Genomic DNA, 16,425 nt, shown 5'->3' on the forward strand with positions numbered 1-16,425 from the left:
CTCGCTACGGTGTCGCCATGGACAACGAGGAAACCGCCCGCCGAGTCGGCGGCGCCGAGCTCGTCCGTTTCCGGCTCGGTGTCGTGGACGAGGCGTTGCGTTTGTTCGCCGATCAGGGCTACGAGGCGACCTCGGTGGACGAGATCGCCGAGGCCGCCGGGATATCGCGTCGTACGTTTTTCCGGCAGTTCCGGTCCAAGGAAGATGTGATCTTCGCCGACCACGAGGCCCAGCTGGCCGCTGCGCAGGAATACCTGCAGCAGGCGCAGCTCGACCCGTGGGACGCGGTCTGCGAGGCGGCGGTCGGGGTGTTCGAACGGTTCACCCGGTGGCGCGATATCGCCGAGCGGCGGTACCGGGTGGTGCGCCGGGTCCCGGCGCTGCGGGACCGGGAGATCGTGACCGTCTTCCGCTACGAGCGTCTGTTCACCGATTACCTGCGTGAGCGGCTGCCCGATTCCCCCGACCTGGCGCGCGTGCAGTTCGCGGCCGCGGTGACCGCCACCCACAACTATCTGCTGCGCCGGATGATCCGCGGTGAATCGGCGGCGGGCCCGGGTGATCTGCGGACCGCGCTCGGCGAGATCCCCCGTGGTGGCCGGCGCCCGGGCGGTGAGGACGATCTCGTGCTCGCCGTGTTCCGCCGGGACCTGCCCGTACGGCATGTCGCCGAACTGCTGCGGCAGCGGCTGGGTAGTTTGGCAGAAGCGCCGGCCGATTGACACCGAGTGCCATAACGCGACGCCCGAGCCCGGGTGAGCGCACGGTATACTGGGCGGAGGTCTTGACACTGAGTGCCGATTATCGGCGCTACCCCGTACGCAACAGGAGTGAACCCAATGGCGGGAAACCCGGATTTCGATCTGTTCAAGCTGGCGGACTTCCACGATGAGCTGCGTTCGGCCATCCGCGCCCTGTGCGAGAAGGAAATCGCCCCGTACGCCAAGGACGTCGACGAGCACGCCCGGTTCCCCGAGGAAGCCCTCTCCGCGCTCAACGCCGCCGGCTTCAACGCCGTGCACGTCCCCGAGGTCTACGGCGGCCAGGGCGCCGATTCCGTGGCCACCTGCATCGTCATCGAAGAGGTCGCCCGCGTCTGCGGGTCCTCCTCGCTGATCCCGGCCGTGAACAAGCTCGGCACCATGGGCATGATCCTCAATGGCTCCGAGGAACTCAAGCAGAAGGTGCTCGCCGATATCGTCGACGGCGAAATGGCCTCCTACGCGCTGTCCGAGCGGGAAGCCGGCTCGGATGCGGGCAGTATGCGCACCCGCGCCCGCCAGGAGGGCGACGACTGGATCATCAACGGGTCCAAGTGCTGGATCACCAACGGCGGCAAATCCTCCTGGTACACCGTCATGGCCGTCACCGACCCCGACAAGGGCGCCAACGGTATCTCCGCGTTCCTGGTGCACAAGGACGACGAAGGCTTTGTCGTGGGCCCGCTCGAGCACAAGCTCGGCATCAAGGGTTCCCCGACCGCCGAACTGTACTTCGAGAACTGCCGGGTCCCCGGCGACCGCATCGTCGGCGAACCGGGCACCGGCTTCAAAACCGCGCTGCAGACCCTCGATCACACCCGCCCCACCATCGGCGCGCAGGCGGTCGGCCTGGCCCAGGGCGCCCTGGACGCCGCGCTGGCCTACACCAAGGACCGCAAACAGTTCGGCAAGTCCATCGCCGACTTCCAGAACACCCAGTTCATGCTGGCCGATATGGCGATGAAGATCGAAGCCGCCCGGCTGATGGTCTACACCTCCGCCGCCCGCGCCGAGCGCGGCGAACCGAACCTCGGTTTCATCTCCGCCGCCGCCAAATGCTTCGCCTCGGATGTGGCCATGGAAGTGACCACGAACGCGGTACAGCTGTTCGGCGGGGCCGGCTACACCACCGATTTCCCGGTGGAACGCATGATGCGCGACGCCAAGATCACCCAGATCTACGAGGGCACCAACCAAATTCAGCGGGTGGTCATGTCCCGCGCCCTGCTCAAGGGGTAACTCTCCGGATCACGGCTTTCGGATGGCGGCCTGGGATTCACGCTCGGGCCGCCGCCGGGCCGTCGGACGGTCCAGGCGAGGAGAGCTCCGCCGAGGATCGTTTGGTCACGGTCGACTGCGGGATTGTCGTGCTCGATGGGGCGACCTCGCACGATCCTGAATATCCGTCTGCGCGTACAGGTATAGCCGTCGTCCGCCCCGGTGCGAGCGAGTGAACACGGCCCGGTTCAGCGGCCGGCCGGCACTCCCCGCCGACGGCACATAGCGGGGAGCGAAGGATTTCGTCGGTACGCTCGTGGGCATGGGCGGGGACCTGTTACTACTGATCGCCACCATCGGCCCGTTGGTGCTGTTCGGGTGGGCGGCTGTCCGGGCGAAGCACCACGGCCTCGGGGGGTCGTTCGCCGGGCCGTTTCAGGAGATGTTCGATCCCGGCGCGGCGCGGGCACAGATCGTTCTCGAGGAGAGGGCGGAACTGCCGGATCCGGGGGACTCCGGCGACCCGGATGACGACGATGCGCCGAACACAGCGGTGTATGAGGGTGGGCGGTTCTACATCAACGCTGATAAGGCTCGGCGGCGCGGAAACGGCGGGACCACCGGGTGAGCTCGGTGAGCACCTGCCTGGCCACCCAGGGGAGGCAGGCGGGGAAGCCGCCCGTGTATGCGCAGGATATCGGGGGGTCCGGGCGGCGATCGCCGACCCTTGTGACCCGTCGCAACGGCCTGTCGACCTGGCAATCGGCACTGGCACCATCCGTCGCGATCCGGATACAGGCGGTAAATCGCTCCTGCTGCATTGGCGAGACCCTCGTAAGGTCGGTCATGCAGGCGGGATCTACCAGGTCGTTTCGATGGGGATCTTTCAACCTTTCGGCTACGCCGAGTGGAACATCGGCGACGTTTTCTCGCTGTGGCGCAGTATGCTTCGTGAGTTCGCCGAAGAGTTGGGTGGCGCCGGCGAAGACCACGGTAGCGAAATCGCTCCGATCGCCTATGAGACCTAGGAGTTCGTGGCACGCTTCGACAGGTCCCGGCGGGACGGTTCCGTAGCGGTGTACTGCCTCGGCCTCGGCGTCGAGCCGCTGAGCTTCGCGACCGATCTCCTTACCGCCGTCATCATCGACGCACCGGTTTTCGACGACCTCTTCGGTAATGCGCTGGGCAGCAACGCCGAGGGATGCATCCTCGAATGACAGCCGGTTCACTGCGGAGCTTGTGCAGAGCGTCGTCACCGGGCACCCGGTGCAGGCCGCCGGAATTGCCGCGCTGCGGCGGGCAGTCTCGCTGTTGGGCTGACCGGTACAACTGCCTGTGCAGCAGGCAGTTGTCAGCCTCGATATTTCGTGCGTTCAGCTGAACAGGAGGTCGCCTCTGGTAGGTGATCGGTTTGTAAGCTCGTCGTTCGCACAGGCCGTAGTCAAGAAACCGGCACGCTGCTGGTATCGATGACGGCGCTGGTGGGGGTCGCGGGGGTTTCGTGCCGTTCGTAGCGGCACGGGCGTGGAAATCGCTCGGCGAGGAAGCGTTGCAGGTCCGGGCCGAACGCCGGGTCGTCGAAGTTGAGGAACCTCGCGTCTGCCGCGCAGGCAAGGGAGACGACCTCGTCGTATGCCGGGGGTTTGCCGTGGAAGCCCACCCGGCTGCCCTCCGTTTTGAGATGCACCAGCGGTCGCGGGTGGTGCTTCTGGATGTGGCTCAGAATGGCGGTGATGCCCATCGGGCCCTGCCAGCGGTCCTCGGTGACGAAATCCCGTAGATCGCGATAGGCGTCCAGCACCCACTGCTTCCGGAACCAGGTCGGCGCGTGCGTTTCATAGTTGAGCGTACCGTAGCCGAGGCGTTTGAGCAGGTCATGCGTCCGCCACAGGCTGTCCATCCACAGGCCCTTGCCACGACTGTTGAGGGTCGCCAGATCCTGCAGATAGCGGTTCCGCTGGGCCTCGTCGGGCGTGAGATCACGGAGCAGAATGAAGTCGTCGCTGAAGAAGATGTATTCCTCGTCCAGTTCCGGCAGCAGGGCCGTGAGATAGAACAACAGGAACCAATTCGTGACGGGCGTTCTGTAGGGGCCGATCCAGGCGATCGCCTCGTGTGGAACATGGAAGATTCCGCTCTCCGGACCCGCCAGCCATTCCGGCCGATCGCCGAACACCACCACCCGCCTCACCCACGGCATGTAACGTTCGACGCTCCGCAGCGAATACCTCAGTTCGAGGTCGCCGCATGGACTGTGTTTGAGGAAATAAAGAACATCCACCGCCTGGACTTTACTTTCGGAGGAGGGCGAAGGGCAGGGCTCAGTCGGAGTCGTGAACCGAGGATGGCCGAGGCTATTCGACAGGTGTGGCATTCGGGTCCCAGGAGACTCCGGTCGCGCTTGCCGCGTCACCGACGGGCTGCTCGGCGGAATCACAGGGGGTTTCGCCCGCGTTATCAGCGGTGGTCGCGCGGTCCCGGGAGTTTCGCCGGAGGCGCTGTTGACGAACCCTGCCATACGTCGACTTCCTCCCTGAAATGCTCCCTGCGAATGCGTTTCGTTCTCTTCAGTGGCAAGCGCGGAGAATTGGGGGCATGCCCACGCGAGCAGCGAAGGCAGAAGGGGTGAACCCGTCCCATGGCACCCGGACCGACCGTCGAGACCGAACAGCTCATAGCACTGACCGTGGTGGTGGGCCGGCCATAGCCAGCGGTGCAGTCCTCGAGAAGGTTGTGTCGCCACCACCGCTCACCCTGGTTCCCGACTCGACGAGAAGTTCGGCGAGCGGTCGCGGCTGGTGGATGTCGACGGGAGCGGTCACGGCGTGTACCTCCTCGGCAAGAACCCCTGCGCGTTCGATATCGCGACGAATTACCTGGTCGCCGGCACCATGCCCGAAAAGGATCCGACCTGTGGGAGCGTCCCGGCCGATGGGTGGGAAAGCCGCGGCTCCGGTCATCGGCCCGGAGTGCAGCCCCGGCGGCCGAAGCATTGCCGGTAATCCCGGCGGCTCTGCCGGCCGCTTGCGACGCGCTCCGGGATTTGCCGACGCCGGGCGGTAGCGCCGGGCACGATACCCTTCGTGCTACCGCGATGCGGAAACGTCGTGACCACCGGTGATCCCACGCGACGGGCAGCCGAGCCGGTGGCAGTTCAGGCTCGCGCGGCCAGGAGATCCGCGGTGAACCGTGCGAGGCGGCGGGCGTTGCCGGGATCGAGTGAGGGGAGCGAGAGGTCCAGGATGCGGCCGCGGTCCACGGCGGTGAGCGGTTCCGCGGGCGGGTTGTCGATGAAATCGTGTAATGGGCGGATCGATTCGCGCACCGGGCGTGCGGCGACCGCGGCGAGGGAACGGATCGCGGTGCGGGTGAGGAAGCCGAGCGGGGAGAGATCGCCGCTCCTGGTGAAACCCGGGTGGTAGAGGACGACCCTTATCTTGTCGCCGTGCTCTTCGGCAAACGACACACCGAGCAGGTCGTTGGCCCGCCCGGCCTGCAGCTGGGCGCCGACCACGCTGTAGCCGCGAGTCAGGTGGGGATCGTCCCAGTGGACCGCGCCCTTCTGCACACCGACACCGGCGATATTGACGATCACCGGTCGCGGGGCGCGCGCCAGCAGTGGAACCAGCTCGTGCGAGAGCAGATACCGGCTGAGGTAATACAGCGCGAAGGTGCGCTCGAAACCCTCGGCGGTCTGGACGCGTGTCCGTGAGGTGCGGTTGGCGAAGAGTAGGAGCGCGTCCAGAGTGTCGTAGGCCGCGCCGATTTCGCCGACCACCCGCTCCACCTCCGCGACGGAACTCAGGTCGGCGCGGACGAAGTGGAGGCGGTCCGCGTCCGCCCCGGCCGCGACGGTGAGTTGCCCGCCTTTGGCCGGGCTGCTGCCGATCGCCACGACCCGGTCGCCTCGGGCGAGGCGTTCCAGGGCGATCGCGCGACCCATACCGTCCGTGCCGCCGCTGATAAGAATGGTTCTGGACATCACACCTCCATGGACCCGACTGCTGTACTCATCCTCGGCAGCGGCCACCGGAAGCGAAAGAAGGCACTTTTATGTCCAGTACGCACACGGATGTGCCCTCCATCGCCGCCGCCGCACTTCCCACGCCGGTGCCGGTGGCGGAGTACGAGGCCTGCCCGGTGTCGGGGCTGATGGGTCGTATCGGCGACAAATGGGTTCTGCTGGTGATCGCGCTGCTGGCCGAACGCCGCCACCGCTACAACGAACTGCACCGCTCGATCGAGGGCATCAGCCAGCGCATGCTGACCCGGACCCTGCGCGCGCTCGAGGACGACGGGCTCATCGATCGCGTGGTGTACCCGACGGTTCCGCCGGCCGTGGAATACGGGCTCACTCCGCTGGGGGAAACGCTGCTGGTCCCCCTTTCGGCGCTGGCCGATTGGGCGGTGGACCATGCCGTCGATATCACCGCCGCGCGCTCGGACCGGACCGGAGGTCGTATGGCGGGTACGTCCGGGAAAGCGTGATCGGCGACCGGTCCGGCCCGATCCGCGGCGGCCCGGGTCCGCTCGGCCGCCTCCGGGATCAGGCCGGGTACCGGTACGCCGGGTAGGTCGGATAGCCGCGGTCACCGCCCTGGAAGTAGGTGTCTTCGTCGGCGGGGGTGATCGGGAGCGTATTGCGCAGTCGCTCGACGAGGTCGGGGTTGGCGAGGAAGGCGCGGCCGAAGAGACCGCTTCGACCGCGAACCGGATCCGGTTGCGGAGGGAGCCGCCGTAGCGGTCGGTGCGCAGATTGGCGTTCGAGGAGAGGAACTGGGAGATCAGATAGCCGTTGGCGCCGTGCAGTTCCACACCGTCGAAACCGGCGTCGACGGCGCGGCGGGCCGCGTCGGCATAGGACTCGGCGTGCGCGGGGATCTCGGCGGTGTCCAGGGCGCGTGGTACCGGAGCGGGGATACGGCCGGTGGGCACGAAGACATCGCCGACCGCGGCTACGGCCGAAGGGCCGACCGGTTGCAGGCCGGTGGTGTCGGGATGGGAGACCCGTCCGCCGTGCATGATCTGCGCGAAGATCCGTCCGCCGTTGGCGTGCACAGCGGCGGTCACCGGACGCCAGGAGTCGACGTGTTCGTCGGTGTACAGCCCGGGTGTCCCCGGATTGGATTGACCGACCGCGTTCGGCTGTACCCCTTCGCTCACGATCAGACCGGCAGTCGCCCGCTGCGCGTAGTAGGTCGCCATCGCGGGTGTGGCCAGACCACCGGTGGCGGCCCGCACCCGGGTCATGGGAGCCATCACCACGCGGTTGGGCAGCGCCGGATCACCGAGTCGGTAGTTGTCGAAAAGGCTGGTCACCTCAGGTCTCCTTCATCTTCGGTGTACCCGGTTCGGGCCTATCGGCTACCGTAAAACCTCACATCGATGTCAGAGGCAAGGCCTGTGGCGTGAGTCATGCGAGAGGACGCGATGCGCATCGGCGACCTGGCGGCACGCACCGGGGTCGGCATCCGATCCCTGCGCTACTACGAAGAGCAGGGACTACTCACCAGCACCCGCAGCGGCGGCGGGCAGCGGCACTACACGGCCGATCAGGTCGAACGGGTCGAATTCATCCAGCGGATGTACGCGGCGGGCCTGTCCAGCCGGACAGTCGCCGACGTACTGCCCTGCGTCGAATCACCGAGCGAGGAGACCTCCGACGCCGCGATGGCACGGATGGAACAGGAACGCGACCAGTTGTCCGCGCATATCGACGAACTGATCCGGACCCGCGACGCGCTCGATCGGCTCATGGCCGTGAACAGGGAGCACCACGCGAGTCTGCGAGGGGCGTAGCCGAATCGGCTTCGGTCCGGCGGGCGGCCGCCACCGACCGGGTGACTCCCCAGGTGACCAACCCACCGAGCGCGTAGAGCGCGCCGGTCAGGCAGGAAGCCTGCCATCCCCATGTCGTGTAGGCCCAGGTCGTCGTGATCGCGCCCAGGGCCGAGCCGAGGGAGTAGAACGCCATATAGGCGCCGATGACACTGCCGGTGCGGTCCGGATGCGCCGCGGTCAGCAGGTGCTGGCTGCTGACATGTACGGCCTGAACGGCGAAGTCGAGCGCCACGATACCGATGACGAGCAGCCACAATGTCAGTTCGGTCCGGGCGATCAGAAGCCAGGACGCGGCCAGTAGGACGAGTGACCAGCCGGTGACCGATTGGGCGCGACCGGAATCGGCCCAGCGTCCGGCCCGGGCGGCTCCGGCGGCTCCGGCGAGCCCGGCCAGGCCGAAGAGCCCGACCTCGGTGGTGCCGAGCGTCCAGGGTTGCGCGCCGAGCGGCAGGGCCAGGCCGCTCCACAGGGTTCCGAACGAGGCGAAGACGAAGAAAGTGATGACGCCTCGGCCGAGGAGTAGCGGGTCTTTCGCGGCCGATCGCCCCATGGACATCAGGACCTGCGGGTATCGGCCGCCGGATGATCTGGGGTCGGGCCGGAGTCTCGTCCGGACCGTGACCGCGAGTGCGGCGCAGGCCGCGGCCAGCAGGACATAGACGGCGCGCCAGCCGATGGTGTCGCCCAGGAGCCCGGCCAGGACGCGGACTCCGAGGATGCCGATCACCACGCCCGAGGTGACCGCGCCGATATTGCGTCCCCGCTCGTGTGGTGCGGAGATCGCCGCGACATAGGCGACGGTGACCTGAACGACGACCGCGAACAGGCCGGCCATCGCCAGGCCCGCCACCGCGATGATCGCGTTCGGTGCGACCGCCGCGGTCGCGGCTCCGGCGCCGGTGAGCAGCAGGTGGCCGGTGATGAGCCGCCGGCGATCCAGTATGTCGCCGAGCGGTACGAGCAGGACCAGGCCCGCGAAGTACCCGATCTGCCCGGCCGCGACCAGCCGGCCCAGTGATTCCGGTGCCAGTCCGAGTTCGGCACCGGCTTTCTCGAGAACCGGCTGGATCGCGTAGATCGTGGACACCGCCACGGCGCAAACCATGGCCAGGACGAGCCGCGGTGACTTCGCGACAACCATAACCGCCTCCAATTGGTAGCAATATGAAACCATTTGACGGTATGGCAAAATGGTTTCGAATTGCAACCGAAGGGGTGAAGTGGATCGATGGAACTCGGCGCCGGCCGCGAATGGACCGACCCCACCTGTCCGGTGGCCCGGACGGTCGACCTCGTCGGCGATCGGTGGAGCCTGCTCATCGTTCGGGACGCCATGGACGGCGCGGCGTCGTTCACCGAGTTCCGGCAGCGGCTCGGGATCGCCCGCAATATCCTCGCCGACCGGCTCCGCCGGCTCGTCGACAACGGGATCCTGGCCACCAGCACGGCCCCGGGCGGGAAGCGGCACGTCTACGAGCTGACCGCCGCGGGCAAGGATCTGTTCACGACCATCGTGGCGTTGCGGCAGTGGGGTGAGCGCAACGCGTTCACCGCCGGTGAGGCCCGGTCGACACTGACCGATCTCGCCGGGAACGAACTCGCCGAGCTGGGCCCGCGCACCCGGGCCGGCCACGAAGTCGGTGCGGACACTTCGCAGGTGCGACGCCCGGTGGCCTGAGCAGGGGCCGGGACGGCAGCGCGAGGCGGCCGGGGTGGGCGCCGTGTCGGGGTGCTCTCGGCCCGGCGACCGACTCGAAGGGACCGGCCTGGTGTCAAGGACCTTGTGCACAATTCGGTCGCGGCTCGGATTGCCCTGCGCGGGAGCCCCACTGCGGATATCGTGACCGAATAAGGGGTTCAGTGGGTGAAGCGGGGGCCGAATGGTCAGCGGCGCCGTGCGGGCGCTGCAACAGGTGCTCGCCGGGACGAAGAATTTCATTGCAGGCAACAGGGATGTCCGGATTTCGGCACTCCACGGACACGCCGGCAAATCCCGCGCGGCCGCCGACCGGTTCGAGCGTCTGGACCCGCGGCTCGCCGACGGGATCCGCAGTCCCGACTTCCGTCGTGCCGACGACGGTCCGACTGGGGAGTACCCGTTGCCCGGCCGCGTGGATGTGCCGCGGTTCGAGACGACCGGGCTCGGTGACGAGGTCGATCGATTGGCCGGGTTGTCGCCGACGCTGCAGGAATTGCTCCGGGAACTGAAGCAGGACGGGTGGACGATCGGGTACGGCGATGTGGGCGGTGGCGCGCATACGAAGCGCAGCGACGTGCGGATAACCGTGCACAGTGCCGACCGCGACGATCCGGAGAAGGGCCTCGGCGCGCTGGCTCATGAAGCCGGGCATGCGTATCGCGGGGCCTACGAGCCGCAGGCGGTGGCCTATAGCGGGCAGGGCCGTACGAGCTGGGTACGTGAGAGTGCCTTCGAACACCTGCGGGACGAGGGCGAGGCCGCGCTCATGGAAACGCAGATCCTGCGCGAGATCGCCGCGGCGGGTGGTCCCCGGTTGCGTACCTCCGGTGAGTTCGGGGAGCTGTACGAGAACCACTACGACCGGTATCGGCGCGGGGAATTGACCCGAGACGGCGCGCGGGACGAGAACGCCCGCGGTTTCATGAAGGAATACCGCAGCGGCAGTGGGGAGTCCGGCACCCCGGAGACCTATCTGGCCCATTACGAGAGCATTTACCACAATGTCTTCGACGCGGACGAGGCGCTACAGATTGCGCGGATGATGTACGGCGAATGAGTGGAAGCAGAAGTCTTTATCCCGCTGAGCTTTCGGGTCCCCGATCCGACGATGCGTGGCGGTGCAGGGCGACGGTGGTGAGCGTTCTGGACTTCGCGGTGAGATCGAGGAACACCACCGTATCGCCGATCTCCTCCCGGAACGATATGACTCCCTCCGGCGGCGTATGGGGTTCGAGCGCCATGCCCTGCCTCGGCATGGCGAAGTACCCGCGTAATTCGTCCTGGCGCACGACCACACCCGCCCGGACCGACAGCGCTGTCAGGTGTAGCGAAGCCGGTGTGTAGGGGCGTGGTATTCGCACGGTGAGGCCTTCGAACGGGCCGGTGCTCGGGGACCCGGTGAATTCCCGCATGAAGCTGTTCGAACACAGAATCTCGCGCAACTCGGTCGCGAAGGCGGCGGCAACCGTGGCCGGGTCGAACGGGTCGGCCGCGGCGAGCAGTTGATCGACCGATGCTCGGATCGCGTACGCCTGCGATGTATCGGTCATCGCGTATCCCCTCGGAGGTGTGGAAGCGAACCGGTATCAGCATCGCCCAACCCGGCCCGGGCCGCTAGTGCGAATTTCGTTGTGGAAGGTGCCTATCGTTGTTCAGGGCACCGGCGCGGTGCGGAGGGCTTCGAGGATCCGGCGCAGGGATGCCAGGGTGTCGGACAGGGCGCCGGGGCCGGGGGAGGTGGCGAGCCAGAGGGCGGCTTCGTTCATGGCGCCGGACAGCAGGTGGGTGAGCGGCGGTATGGGCTGGGGCGGGATGACTCCCGCGGTGACCAGTGTGGTGAGGGCGTCTTCGAGGTGGCGGGCGGAGGCGGATTCGTCCATGGCGCGCCATTCCTGCCAGCCGAGCACCGCGGGGCCGTCGATCAGCATGATGCGCTGGATATCGGGGGTGGTGCAGATGGTCAGGAAGGTTTCGCAGCCGGTGACGAGCTGGGTCCACGGGTCCGATTCGGTGTCCGCGGCGGCGGCGACGCGGTCGCCGACCTCGGATTGCACGTCCTCCAGGACCGCGCGGAACAGCGTGAGTTTGCTGTCGAAATTATGGTAGAGCGCGCCCTTGGTGACGCCCGCCGCGGTAACGATCTCCGAAAGACCCACGGCGGCATAACCTTTGGTGGCAAAAAGCTTCCTGCTCTGGTGTAGCAGCGTTGCGCGGGTCTGTTCCCGCTGCTGGGCGCGCAGCGATCCGGCCATCGCGAACCTTCCGTTGACATACCGACGGTATGCGGCCTAGCCTAGTTCGCATACCGTTGGTATGTGAAATTCGGCGCGAAAGAGGCAGGTATGGCACTCGGCAGCTTCTACCCGGTCATCGGCACCACTCGGATCGCGCAGACGCGCGATTTCTACACCCGCTGGTTCGGTTTCGAGATCATCTTCGAAGCGGACTGGTACGTCAGCCTGCGACGGACCGAAGGCGAGCGGTACTACGAGCTGGCACTACTCGACCCCACACACCCGACCGTCCCCGCCGGCTACCGCAAACCGGTCCAGGGCCTGCTGCTGAACTTCGAGGTCGACGATGTCGACGCGGAATGGGAACGGCTGATAGTGCGGGGCGGATTGCGGGCCGAACTCGATATCCGCTCGGAGGATTTCGGGCAGCGGCATTTCCTCCTCGCGGATCCGAGCGGCGTGCTGATCGATGTCATCACCGAGATACCGCCCACCGCCGAATACGCCGGACAGTTCGCCGCCGGATCCACGGCGGTATGAGGCTCAGTCCCTGTCGCCGCCGGGGTGCGGCTCGGCGGATCCGGTTCTCCGGAAGAGCAGGGGCGGGGGAAAGTCCCTGGACACGATCCGCGTACCGGACCACGGGCACACCGTGCGACTGTCACGCAGGTGTTCGCCGACGAGTCCCTCCACGATGGTGACATTGCGGACGGGGCACAGTCCGGGGCAGCCGATGGTGGTGATCGCACCGCCGCGGTCGCGGTGGACGGCGCTGCGCAGGTGCCGCGAGCTGATCCAGGGCCGGTGGCCGAGCGGACAGACGGCCTGACCGGTGACCTTCATCCCCACCCAAGGACATTCACCGGGGACATTGCGCCAGTGTTCGGCCACTCTGCCGTCCAGCACGGCCGTCCCGTGTAGGCAGTGCAGGGTTTCCGGGCACCGATACAGACCGGAAGAGGTCTTGGTGATGAGCATCCCGAGATGGATCCAGGGCTCGATCCGGCAATCGCAGGCAGAACCGGCTGACTGTGGCATGCGGTGTGATTCGGCCCGCCGGTGTTGCCGGATGGGCGCACAATGGATCGGATGACATCCGGTGCGCGTACGCAGTTCGACGACCCGGCCGATCTCCGGTCGCGACTACGGCACGTCTACTGGATCGGTGGGGGGAGCGGCGCCGGGAAGTCGGCCGTCGCGACCGCTGTCGCCGCCCGGCACGGTCTGCGGGTGTACTCGACCGATGACGCCATGGCCGAGCACGCGGCGCGCGGCGCGCCCGGCGACGCGCCGTATCTGTCGGCGTTCCTCGGGATGAGCATGGACGAGCGCTGGGTGCACCGGACCCCGGAGACGATGTTCGACACGTTCCACTGGTTCCGGGGCGAGGGTTTCGGTGCGATCATCGACGACCTGCTGGGCATCCCCGAGCCGACCGTCGCCGAAGGGTTCCGCCTGCTGCCGCACCTGGTCGCGCCGCTGCTGGCCCGGCCTGCCCAGGGGATCTGGATGCTGCCGTCACCACAGTTCCGTCGCGACGTCTTCGCCGGCCGCGGCTGGGAGATCCCGCGCCGGACGAGCGACCCCGCCCGCGCCCGGCGCAACCTGCTGCGCCGCGACGAAATGTTCACCGACCACGTGCGCGCGGAAACGGCTCGGCTCGGGCTGCCCGTGCTCGAGGTCGACGGATCGATGACCGAACACGACGCCGCGGACCATGTAGGACGTGCCTTCGGCCTGTGATCCGCCGCGGCGGTTCAGATCCGGCCGAGATCGATCTTCACGGGGAACGGGGCGGAAGCCTCGACGACTCCGGTGAACATCTCGCCGGTTCGGTAGGACCCGGTCGCCGGATCGAGGATATAGGTGTAGATCAGCGGGACTCCGGTGGCGGCCTGTTCGATCCGCCAATAGAACGCGATACCGGCCCGGGCATACTGCTCCACTTTCACTATGCGATCGGTGGTTTCGGAGCCGGGCGAGACGACTTCGGCCACCAGGAGCACGTGCTCGGGGCGGGTCGGCGTGATATCGATCGTGTCCGCGCGATACACCACGACATCCGGACGCCGATTGTTGAGCGGTACGTCCTGGAGCCGGACATCGAAATCGGTATCAGCGTTCCAATCGGGCCCGGCCGCGGCGTCCAGCGCGTTCGCCAGGATCCGGGCCAGGCGGTTGTGCCGCTTGGACGCGCTCGGACTCACGGCGACCATCCCGTCCACGATTTCGATCCCCGCACACTGCTCCTCGGTCCAGGAGTCGTACTCCTCGGGCGTGATCTGCTCGTGCATCCACGCGGGGGCAATCGTCTCGGTGGTCATGACGCTCCTCCCGGATACCTGTCGAGCGGGTCCGATCCCGCTGAATGGAGTCTACTTCGTCGTCCCATGCCGTGGCCTGCTCGTTCCGGGGGTGTACCCGGGGGAAAAGCCTCGCTCCGACTCGGTCGCGCGTCGTGCCGGCGGAGGACGCCGGGGCGGGATCCCCGGCTCGGCAATGCGGTCGCGGGTCGGCTCGGTGTGATCCGCCGGTCTGATGGATCATGTACGCCGTGAGCGATACCGATCTTGTGGACGTGACCATCAGTGGACCCGACGAAGAATGGCTGGCGGAGTTCACCCACCGGCTCGTCACGGATCGGTTGGCGGCGTGCGGGAACATCATCCCGGACGTGCGCTCGATCTACCGGTGGGAGGGTGCGGTGGAGGACGCCTCCGAGGCCGTGGTCGTACTGCACACGCGGGCGTCGCTGGTGCCCGCGATCGTCGAACGCGCCAACTCCGAACACCCCGACGAGGTCCCCCAGGTCGTCGCGGTACCGGTGGCGGGGGTGAACCCCGCCTACGGTCAGTGGATCCTGGACGAGACCGCGAGCTGATCAACGGCGCCTACCGCGCCCGGTCCGTCCGGCGCGGTATCCGGGGCTCAGCGGTGTACCAGGTCGGCGTACTCGGGATGGGCGCCGATGTAATCGTCGACGTACCAGCAGGTGGCCACGACCTCGAAGCCCGCGGCCCGGGTCTCGTCCAGCGCGTACCCGACCACCTGGCCCGCCACCCCTCGCCCCCGGAACTCGGGGAAGGTGATGGTGTGGTGGAAATTGCGGACCTTCGGCGATTCCGTCTCCGCGTAGTCGGCATAGCCCGCGAGGGTCCCGTCCAGGTAGATCTCGAAGCGGGTGTCGTCGGCATTGTGTCGCAGTTCGGTACTCACCTTCGGTGAAACGGCGGGCCCCGTGCGGTTTGTTCCGGTGTTCAGAGGACAGCGCCGGGGTTGAGGATGCCGTGGGGGTCGAGGGCCGTTTTGATCCGCCTGGTCAGGTCCATCACCTCGGGGCCCAGCTGATCCGGGAGCCAGGCCTTCTTGAGGCGGCCCACACCGTGTTCGCCGGTGATGGTGCCGCCGAGGGTGATGGCCAGTGCCATGATCTCGCCGAAGGCCCGGTGCGCGCGTTCGGTCTCGTCCGGATCGGACGGGTCGTGCACGATCAGCGGATGGGTGTTGCCGTCGCCGGCGTGCGCGATCACCGACACCGTGACGTCGTTGCGCCCGGCGATCTCGGCGATACCGGTCACCAGATCGCCGAGCCGGGGTAGCGGTACTCCGACATCCTCGAGGAGCAGCGGGCCGAGCCGTTCGACCGCGGGGATCGCGTAGCGGCGGGCCGCGGTGAAGGCTTCGCCCTCCTCCGGGTCGGCGGTGTGGAACGCCTCGGTGGCCCCGGCGGCCCGGCAGGCCTCGAGCATGATCCGGGCCTCCTGCGCGGCGTGGCCGCCCGGCGCGTCGGAGCGGGCCACCAGCAGGGCGGCGGCGTCGCGGTCCAGGCCCATCCGCAGTTCGTCCTCCACCGCGTTGATGGCGACGGAGTCCATGAACTCCAGCATGGCGGGGCGCAGCGCGCCGGTGACGGCGAGAATCGCCTCGGTGGCCGCGGTGAGAGTGGCGAAGGAGGCGACCACGGTGCTCTGCGCCGGCTGCGCGGGCAGCAGCCGCAGGGTGAGTTCGGTGATGACCCCGAGGGTGCCCTCGCTGCCGACGAACATTTTGGTCAGCGACAGCCCGGCCGAATCCTTCAGCCGCGGGCCGCCCAGCCGGACCGCGGTGCCGTCGGCGAGTACGACCTCCATACCCAGGACGTAGTCGGTGGTCACGCCGTATTTGACACAGCACAGGCCGCCCGCGTTGGTGGCGGCGTTACCGCCGATCGAGCACATCTCGAACGACGAGGGGTCGGGGGGATACCACAGGCCGTGGTCGGCGACCGCCCGTTTGACCTCGGCGTTGAGCAACCCGGGCCCGACGACCGCGGTCCGGGTGACCGGGTCGATGGCGATACCGCGCATCCGCTCGGTGCTCAGCACGATTCCGCCGTCCACCGCGGTCGCCCCGCCGGAGAGGCCGGAACCGGCACCGCGCGGGACAACCGGGACGCGATGCTCGTCGGCCCAGCGCAGGGTCACGCACACATCGGCGGTTCCGGTGGCGCGGACCACGGCAAGCGGGGTCCCCGCCGCGGGGTCCTTCGCCCAGTCCTGCCGGTATCCGGCGAGGACGTCGGGATCGGTGAGCACCGTGCCGGCGGGCAGGAGATCGATCAGTTCACGCAGGTCCACGCCCCAACGCTAACCGCTCGCGGCCCGGATGGGGTCCCGTCCGCGCAGACGGGACC

The 16,425-nt window shown here is 67.6% G+C and carries 21 protein-coding genes and 2 pseudogenes; 13 read left to right on the forward strand and 10 right to left on the reverse strand.

Annotation, left to right across the window (positions count from 1 at the left end):
* Nucleotides 1-17: 17 nt before the first annotated feature.
* From IG75_RS0120345 to IG75_RS39215, 5 genes are all read left to right on the forward strand, one after another.
* Entirely contained in the window at nucleotides 18-722 is a 705-nt protein-coding gene (locus IG75_RS0120345; RefSeq protein ID WP_030525868.1) for a TetR family transcriptional regulator, read from the forward strand.
* Between the two features lie 117 nt (nucleotides 723-839).
* Nucleotides 840-2,000 (forward strand): acyl-CoA dehydrogenase, encoded by a 1,161-nt coding sequence (locus tag IG75_RS0120350; protein WP_030522480.1) that lies wholly within the window; start codon nucleotides 840-842, stop codon nucleotides 1,998-2,000.
* Nucleotides 2,001-2,301: 301 nt separating this feature from the next.
* Nucleotides 2,302-2,607 carry a hypothetical protein gene (locus IG75_RS0120355; protein WP_030522479.1) on the forward strand — a complete coding sequence of 102 codons (306 nt, stop codon included), beginning with the start codon at nucleotides 2,302-2,304 and terminating at the stop codon, nucleotides 2,605-2,607.
* A gap of 247 nt (nucleotides 2,608-2,854) precedes the next feature.
* Nucleotides 2,855-3,007, forward strand: a complete 153-nt coding sequence (locus IG75_RS39210; protein WP_156058972.1) for a hypothetical protein — start codon at nucleotides 2,855-2,857, stop codon at nucleotides 3,005-3,007.
* A 6-nt stretch (nucleotides 3,008-3,013) separates the two neighbouring features.
* Nucleotides 3,014-3,196 (forward strand): hypothetical protein, encoded by a 183-nt coding sequence (locus IG75_RS39215; RefSeq protein ID WP_051746262.1) that lies wholly within the window; start codon nucleotides 3,014-3,016, stop codon nucleotides 3,194-3,196.
* A gap of 224 nt (nucleotides 3,197-3,420) precedes the next feature.
* Here IG75_RS39215 and IG75_RS0120365 read toward each other — a convergent pair whose 3' ends face one another.
* Entirely contained in the window at nucleotides 3,421-4,260 is an 840-nt protein-coding gene (locus tag IG75_RS0120365; protein WP_030522478.1) for a hypothetical protein, read from the reverse strand.
* A 469-nt stretch (nucleotides 4,261-4,729) separates the two neighbouring features.
* Between IG75_RS0120365 and IG75_RS0120370 the strand changes: the two are divergent.
* Nucleotides 4,730-4,981, forward strand: a pseudogene (locus tag IG75_RS0120370) (alpha/beta hydrolase); the annotation flags it as partial.
* Nucleotides 4,982-5,133: 152 nt separating this feature from the next.
* Here IG75_RS0120370 and IG75_RS0120375 read toward each other — a convergent pair.
* On the reverse strand, nucleotides 5,134-5,961 hold the full coding sequence (locus tag IG75_RS0120375) for an SDR family NAD(P)-dependent oxidoreductase (protein WP_030522476.1): 828 nt from the start codon (nucleotides 5,959-5,961) through the stop codon (nucleotides 5,134-5,136).
* Between the two features lie 71 nt (nucleotides 5,962-6,032).
* On the opposite strand from IG75_RS0120375, the gene IG75_RS0120380 reads away from it, so the two are divergent.
* A complete protein-coding gene (locus IG75_RS0120380; protein WP_051714747.1) occupies nucleotides 6,033-6,467 on the forward strand; it encodes a winged helix-turn-helix transcriptional regulator in 435 nt (144 codons plus the stop codon).
* A gap of 261 nt (nucleotides 6,468-6,728) precedes the next feature.
* On the opposite strand, the pseudogene IG75_RS38365 reads toward IG75_RS0120380, so the two are convergent.
* Nucleotides 6,729-7,238, reverse strand: a pseudogene (locus IG75_RS38365) (oxidoreductase); the annotation flags it as partial.
* A 156-nt stretch (nucleotides 7,239-7,394) separates the two neighbouring features.
* Here IG75_RS38365 and IG75_RS0120390 point away from each other — a divergent pair.
* Nucleotides 7,395-7,778: a MerR family transcriptional regulator gene (locus IG75_RS0120390; RefSeq protein ID WP_245713407.1), complete on the forward strand. Its 384-nt coding sequence runs from the start codon at nucleotides 7,395-7,397 to the stop codon at nucleotides 7,776-7,778.
* On the opposite strand, the gene IG75_RS0120395 is transcribed toward IG75_RS0120390, so the two are convergent.
* Nucleotides 7,732-8,961 carry an MFS transporter gene (locus IG75_RS0120395; protein WP_030525869.1) on the reverse strand — a complete coding sequence of 410 codons (1,230 nt, stop codon included), beginning with the start codon at nucleotides 8,959-8,961 and terminating at the stop codon, nucleotides 7,732-7,734. The two genes, IG75_RS0120390 and IG75_RS0120395, sit on opposite strands and share 47 nt — an antisense overlap.
* Before the next feature lie 87 nt (nucleotides 8,962-9,048).
* Here IG75_RS0120395 and IG75_RS0120400 point away from each other — a divergent pair, with 87 nt between their 5' ends.
* Entirely contained in the window at nucleotides 9,049-9,498 is a 450-nt protein-coding gene (locus IG75_RS0120400; protein WP_030522472.1) for a winged helix-turn-helix transcriptional regulator, read from the forward strand.
* Nucleotides 9,499-9,700: 202 nt separating this feature from the next.
* Nucleotides 9,701-10,576, forward strand: coding sequence for a hypothetical protein (locus IG75_RS0120405; RefSeq protein WP_030522471.1), 876 nt, complete (start codon nucleotides 9,701-9,703; stop codon nucleotides 10,574-10,576).
* Nucleotides 10,577-10,592: 16 nt separating this feature from the next.
* Here IG75_RS0120405 and IG75_RS0120410 read toward each other — a convergent pair whose 3' ends face one another.
* On the reverse strand, nucleotides 10,593-11,069 hold the full coding sequence (locus IG75_RS0120410) for a hypothetical protein (protein ID WP_030522470.1): 477 nt from the start codon (nucleotides 11,067-11,069) through the stop codon (nucleotides 10,593-10,595).
* Nucleotides 11,070-11,171: 102 nt separating this feature from the next.
* A complete protein-coding gene (locus IG75_RS0120415; protein ID WP_030522469.1) occupies nucleotides 11,172-11,771 on the reverse strand; it encodes a TetR/AcrR family transcriptional regulator in 600 nt (199 codons plus the stop codon).
* A 63-nt stretch (nucleotides 11,772-11,834) separates the two neighbouring features.
* Between IG75_RS0120415 and IG75_RS0120420 the strand changes: the two genes are divergently transcribed.
* Entirely contained in the window at nucleotides 11,835-12,293 is a 459-nt protein-coding gene (locus IG75_RS0120420; RefSeq protein WP_307689097.1) for a VOC family protein, read from the forward strand.
* 3 nt (nucleotides 12,294-12,296) lie between these two features.
* Here the strand turns inward: IG75_RS0120420 and IG75_RS0120425 are convergent, their stop codons facing one another.
* Complete coding sequence (locus tag IG75_RS0120425; protein ID WP_030522467.1) at nucleotides 12,297-12,731, reverse strand: hypothetical protein; 435 nt, start codon at nucleotides 12,729-12,731, stop codon at nucleotides 12,297-12,299.
* 111 nt (nucleotides 12,732-12,842) lie between these two features.
* Here IG75_RS0120425 and IG75_RS0120430 point away from each other — a divergent pair, with 111 nt between their 5' ends.
* A complete protein-coding gene (locus IG75_RS0120430; protein ID WP_030525870.1) occupies nucleotides 12,843-13,496 on the forward strand; it encodes a hypothetical protein in 654 nt (217 codons plus the stop codon).
* Between the two features lie 14 nt (nucleotides 13,497-13,510).
* Here IG75_RS0120430 and IG75_RS0120435 read toward each other — a convergent pair whose 3' ends face one another.
* Nucleotides 13,511-14,077 carry a Uma2 family endonuclease gene (locus IG75_RS0120435; protein ID WP_030522465.1) on the reverse strand — a complete coding sequence of 189 codons (567 nt, stop codon included), beginning with the start codon at nucleotides 14,075-14,077 and terminating at the stop codon, nucleotides 13,511-13,513.
* A 230-nt stretch (nucleotides 14,078-14,307) separates the two neighbouring features.
* Between IG75_RS0120435 and cutA the strand changes: the two genes are divergently transcribed.
* Entirely contained in the window at nucleotides 14,308-14,634 is a 327-nt protein-coding gene (cutA, locus tag IG75_RS0120440) for a divalent-cation tolerance protein CutA (RefSeq protein ID WP_245713406.1), read from the forward strand.
* Between the two features lie 47 nt (nucleotides 14,635-14,681).
* On the opposite strand, the gene IG75_RS0120445 is transcribed toward cutA, so the two are convergent.
* Together IG75_RS0120445 and IG75_RS0120450 are read right to left on the reverse strand one after the other, a co-directional pair.
* Nucleotides 14,682-14,969 carry a GNAT family N-acetyltransferase gene (locus tag IG75_RS0120445; protein ID WP_030522463.1) on the reverse strand — a complete coding sequence of 96 codons (288 nt, stop codon included), beginning with the start codon at nucleotides 14,967-14,969 and terminating at the stop codon, nucleotides 14,682-14,684.
* Nucleotides 14,970-15,010: 41 nt separating this feature from the next.
* Nucleotides 15,011-16,369, reverse strand: coding sequence for an FAD-binding oxidoreductase (locus IG75_RS0120450; RefSeq protein ID WP_030522462.1), 1,359 nt, complete (start codon nucleotides 16,367-16,369; stop codon nucleotides 15,011-15,013).
* Nucleotides 16,370-16,425 lie beyond the last annotated feature (56 nt).

This window comes from Nocardia rhamnosiphila NBRC 108938 (assembly GCF_000720425.1).
GTDB classification, from domain to species: domain Bacteria; phylum Actinomycetota; class Actinomycetes; order Mycobacteriales; family Mycobacteriaceae; genus Nocardia; species Nocardia rhamnosiphila.